The following is a 5,150-nucleotide window of genomic DNA, read 5'->3' as shown; positions in this document are numbered from 1 at the left end:
TCCCTGGTGGCCGTCCAGTATCCCTAGGCCTCATGTCCCGCGGCGAAATAGACGCAATCGTGCAGACCGCGGGAGTCACTGGCGTCCACGCGCGGAGACTCGTACTCGAGCAGGCGGACGGTAGGCCAGGATGGGCACTCCAACTGTGTCGTGCACTGATCGACGGCGACGGCGAGAGGGTCGTCTCCGGTGAGCTTCTGCTGGACCACGTCATGCGTTACCTGCGGTTGGCGACCGATTCAGCTGTCAGTCTGGACGCCATCGCCTGCATCGCCGCGCTGAACGGGGCAGCTCAGCGCGATCTGGAGCGAATCAGCCAACTGATCGCGATGCCACTGGCGTCTCTCATAGCTGCAGTCCACACCGTTGCGACCAGAGGTGTGATCGAGCTTCGAGGCGATCGCTGGGGGCTTTCGCCGGCGATTCGGCTGCCACTGGTCGGCCGATGGTTCTTCGGCACACAGCGCTCGCGAAGCTGGACCTCTCTCCTTGATGCCTTTCCCGAGACGCGCCAGCAACTCACGGATACATTGCTCTCCGCTGCCGCAACGTCGGACGATGCGAGGCGAGAAGCAGCAGGATGGGCGCGGGCGCTCGGCCACCCACTCACATGGAGTGAGTCGACCATTGACCAAATGGAGCTGTACGCCTTAACGAGCCGGAGCGCCGGTGAGTTTGCATCGAAATGTGCGCGGGAGATCCTGGCTGCCAAGCGCGATCCAGAGTTGTCACCCTGGGGCAGTCCCCACGACCCCATAGGCTCTGCAGCCGCAAGGGCACTCTTCGCTTCCCTACGCACCTGGTTCAACAAAGAAGCGATCCACGGCCTCCTCGACCTGGCGATCGATCCGTCACCGCCGGCACTGAGCGAGAAGCCGCTCGAAGAACTCAGCAAGCTCACGCGGTACCTCGATCCTGACCGAGGTTCACTCTTCGAGATCCGGGCGGCCCTTCTCAACGAGACAGTCGAATGGATGAGGCTCGACGTCAGCACGCGCTGGGACATCTGCGCAGAGATCATCTCGTACTGCTTCGATCCATCAATCGAGGGTGTGTGGGCCGATCCCATCGGTTCAGGAACCATCACGATCGCCAACTCAGTCGAATCGCCGGAGCGGCTACGCGAACTGGTGACGTTGTGGGATCAAGTCGATGCGCTGATTGGCTCGCAGTCGTCCCGTCTGCCGACAAACGCGGTGACACACCTCATCCGTCTGTTCGGGGACTGGTTACGGCTCGCCGGTGGACACGCAAATGGGGCGGCGACGCCATCATCGGAGCAGGTCGCAATGGCCGCGGGCGGAGCGTGGCGAATTCTTAGGACACTGCGGCCGATGCTCGATGCGCGGCCGGGGCTTGCACTCCGGGTGCAGCGAGAACTCGACCTCGCCGAACGATGGAATCTGCGTCCCCCGGCCGATCTTGCGCCGATCGTCCTCGATGAGGATCTCGTTCTCTTCGTCGGCCGCCGTGACCTCGAGTCTCCGATCGAGGACTGGCTCCAGCGGCGAGAGCACGAGGGGCGAATCCTTGCCCAGCGGATAGTCGCTCTCGGGCCGGTCGTCGGCACGATCCGGTTCATGGAGATAGCAGCCCACGTAGCCGAGGTCGGTCAGCACGAGCCCACGCGGAGGATGGCCCACGCCGTTGTCGATCTCACCGCCGATCCTGTCGCCTGGATTCAGCCGGCCATCCAATACCGTTCGGCAGACATCCTCGCCAGCGCGCTCTGGGGTGCACGACACCGCGGCGAATCGGTCGGCATCACGTTGGTGTCGGCGGCTCTTCACGACGCTCAGCTCCGAAGCGCTGTCATCACAGCGTGCGTCGAGTCCGGCGGCGCGGATGAACTCGCGATCTTTGTTGTGGCAGACCTCAAATCGAGCGACTCCTGGCAACTTGACCGCCTCTTTGCCACCGCTTCCGCCGACATGGTGCTGCTGAGCCTCTTACAGCATCCGGTCGCAGACATCCGCGCTGCTGCAGCACTCGCATGCGATGTCGGCACCGGCGATGGCGTGCCGCTCCCGCCTGACTGGTGGCCGGCATGGGAGCACGCCTTTCTCTCGGCGAGCCCCACCACTGTGCATGGGCACCAGCAATGGCGGTTGAACGAGATGCTCAAAGCCCTCGCCGATTCTCGGCCCGCCGTCTGCGCCGACTGGTACGAACGGCGCCTCCGCGAGGGCGAGAGGCCGATTCGGACCTCGGTGTGGATGGATGGCATGGAGACCGTTCCTGCCCGTCTCCCCCAGCCTGAGCGCGAGCGGCTTGCACGCGTGGCCGCCACCTCCGGATACCCCGGCTATGGCCTGCTACCTGCCTTGCTCAGCAACGATGCAGAGCTCGCCGCGCGGCTGCTCAGCGACGGAGTACTCGACGGGTACCGTGCCCTCGATGTGCTGACCGGCCGCCTCGACAGCGGCGTCGAGATACTTGGCCCAGTGTTGCTCGCGCATGGGGTACCACCAGATCAGATAGCCCGCCGCATCTCATCTCAACGCTCCTGGGAAGGCGAGGAATCGAATGCCATCAAATCGGACATCGCTTGGCTGGAGCAGATGAAGGTGCGGACACCGACCCTCTGTCACGTCGCAGACATCGCCATCAGCGCGTTGCAGCGGGACCTCCAGTCGGCCCTCGCAGAGGAGAGCGAGCGAGCCCGCCACGGACGGCCCTAGCTGTTGACCGATACCTGTCGCGCGTTCATTCATTCCCGCCTCGACACAACGGAGCACTTGCAGCGACCACCGACCGCCCTCTGAACTCGGTCGCTGTCTCGGCCACACGTCCCGACAACGCACCTCTTTACGCACCTCAATCAGCGCGAGAGGATGGTGAGCGATGAGAACCGATGTGCACGAGACCACCTCCGATTCCCTTGCCAGTAAGAGCTTTCGCTCATCATCGACAAACGGTGATCAACCCCAGCTGGAAATCAGCGGGTTCGGGGTTCGAGTCCCTGGCGGGGCACCAGCATCGAGGCCCAGGCAGACATCGCAATCTGCTCCTGGGCCTTTGTGCTGTCTACGACCCCTTTACGACCCTCTTTGCCGGACCGTCGTTCCTCACCTAGTTACCAGCGACCGAACGTGCGACCGCCGACGGCCTCTCCGACGAGCGATCAGATCCCGCGCAAGCTTTGACCCGATCGTAACTGTGCGTCACGTCCCATCGGTTCGATAATTCCGCCGATCCCCGTTCCACCGACCAGTCAGCCGTTGAGCAGCCAACCATCGACCAGGTTGGAGGCTTGAGATGACGAGACCACCGCTGCCCATCGGATCGTGGGGACGGATCTCCAGCCAGGTCCTTGACACCCTCCGCACCAGATCAGCCGCCGGCATCCGCCTCGACGAACCGATCTTCGCCGACACCTCGGCGGCAACCGCGGCCCCACCAACGTCCGCCGATCCCTCCGCACAGCCCTCTCCCCCGTCGGCAGCACCGCCCGCCGCGACCTACCTAACCCTCCGCGCCGCTCGCCGAGAGGCCGGCCTGACCCGCGTACAAGCCACCAGGACCCTCAACTGGCCACTGCCCTCCTCCGCATGTACGACATCCAGCTCGAGAAGTCCCCAATCCTCCTGACGCAAGTCGACGAGGCCGCCAACCCAGCATCCGCAGACGCCTTCGCGCTGTTGGGCTCAAGCTGGTGCTGCAGTTCCTTCCTTCAGTTCGGCCGCGACGGCTCGGCACAGCCGCTGATGGGCCGCGGCCCGGACCAGCAGGAAGGAGAGCAGGTACCGGACGTCCGCGTCGTCGGTCAGCCGATAAAGGTGCGAGAGCTGCATCCGGCGGTTCAGTTCCGCGTCGGCATTGGTCTGGAAGTCGGTGGCAAGGTTTCTGCCGACGTTGCTGGAGGCAACTTGCCACGGGTTGTGCGCGGCCTGGGGTCCGGCACCGGCGGCGATGGCCTGTTGCAGGTCGGTGCCGCCGATCACCGCGGCGACCGCGGGGTCGAGCCGGACGGCGGCGTCGAGGACGCTCGACGGAGCATGCTCCAGCAACTGCGCGATCATCGTGGCCAGCATCTCGATGTTGGCGACCTGCTCGGCACCGAGGTCGAAGACCCGGTCGCGGTACTTGCCGGGAACGTGCATGTCCCAGGACTGGAACATGTAGTGCATGGCGACGCCGATCTCGTTGTACTGGCCTCCGAGAACGTCCTCCAGGCGGCGGGCGTACGGGGGGTCCGGCTGCTGGGGTACGGATTTGAACTGAAGGTCCTGACGGTGGGTGAACATGGGCCGATCCTCACGCGGGGATGAGTGGGTGGTTCAGGTAGTGGCGAGGTGCTCGTGCACCAGGCGTACAGCCAGCGCTCCGTCGCCGACTGCGGCAGCCACTCGTTTGACCGAGCCGCTGCGAACGTCGCCGGCTGCGAAGACTCCCGACCTGCTCGTCTCCAGCAATCGCCGCCGGCCCGGCAACTGGTTGCCGGTGAGGACGAACCCCCGGTCATCCAGCTCGATCTGGTCACCTAGCCAGCGAGTGTGCGGGACACTGCCAATGAAGACGAAGAGTGCCTTGGCCGGCAGGGATTGTCGCTGCCCGGTCTTCAGGTCCTCGACCACGACCTCGTCCAGCACAGGCCGGCCATGGGCCTCCCGCAGCTCGCTGTGCAGCAATACCTGGATCCGGTCAGACTGCTCGAGCCGGTCGGCCAGGTAGCGCGACATTTCCTCCCCCAGGTCGTTGCTGCGGACAACGAGCGTGGTCTGGGCCGCGTGTCCGGAGAGGAAGACCGCCGCCTGCCCGGCGGAGTTCCCGCCACCGACGATCACCACCGGGTCGTTGCGGCACAAGTTCGCCTCCAGCTCGGTGGCTGCGTAGTACACGCTCGCTGAAGCCGCGTCGTCCAGTCCCGGCACCTCGAGTCGGCGGTACTGCGCGCCGGAGGCGATGACGACCGTGCGGCCACTGACGCGTTCGCCGTTCTCCAGCACGACGACGTGGTGGCCCTCCTGCTCGGACAGCGCGACGGCCTGCGCCGGAACGAAGAGTTCGGCGCCGAAGCGTCGGGCCTGGACGACGGCACGCTCGGCCAGCTCGGAGCCGCTGATACCGGCCGGGAAACCGAGGTAGTTCTCGATCCTGGGCGAGGTAGCCGCCTGACCCCCGGTGGCGACGGCGTCCAGGACGACGGT

3 protein-coding genes are annotated in these 5,150 nt (G+C 65.2%); 1 reads left to right on the top strand and 2 read right to left on the bottom strand.

Going from position 1 to position 5,150, the window contains the following annotated elements; genetic code table 11:
* The first annotated feature begins 212 nt into the window (after positions 1-212).
* The gene (locus tag VFG33_RS31420) at positions 213-2,681 is read left to right on the top strand and encodes a hypothetical protein (RefSeq protein WP_325056617.1); all 2,469 of its coding nucleotides are present in this window, start codon (positions 213-215) and stop codon (positions 2,679-2,681) included.
* 966 nt (positions 2,682-3,647) lie between these two features.
* Here the strand turns inward: VFG33_RS31420 and VFG33_RS31415 are convergent.
* Together VFG33_RS31415 and VFG33_RS31410 are read right to left on the bottom strand one after the other, a co-directional pair.
* The gene (locus tag VFG33_RS31415) at positions 3,648-4,247 is read right to left on the bottom strand and encodes a manganese catalase family protein (RefSeq protein ID WP_325056616.1); all 600 of its coding nucleotides are present in this window, start codon (positions 4,245-4,247) and stop codon (positions 3,648-3,650) included.
* A gap of 33 nt (positions 4,248-4,280) precedes the next feature.
* Positions 4,281-5,150, bottom strand: an 870-nt coding sequence (locus VFG33_RS31410) for an NAD(P)/FAD-dependent oxidoreductase (protein WP_325056615.1), incomplete at its 5' end; no start/stop codon positions are given.

Origin of the sequence: Kribbella sp., assembly GCF_035687465.1 — a bacterium.
Classification (GTDB): Bacteria; Actinomycetota; Actinomycetes; order Propionibacteriales; family Kribbellaceae; genus Kribbella.
The sequence above is the reverse complement of the archived record's forward strand: the minus strand, read 5'-3'. Positions and strand labels throughout refer to the sequence as shown.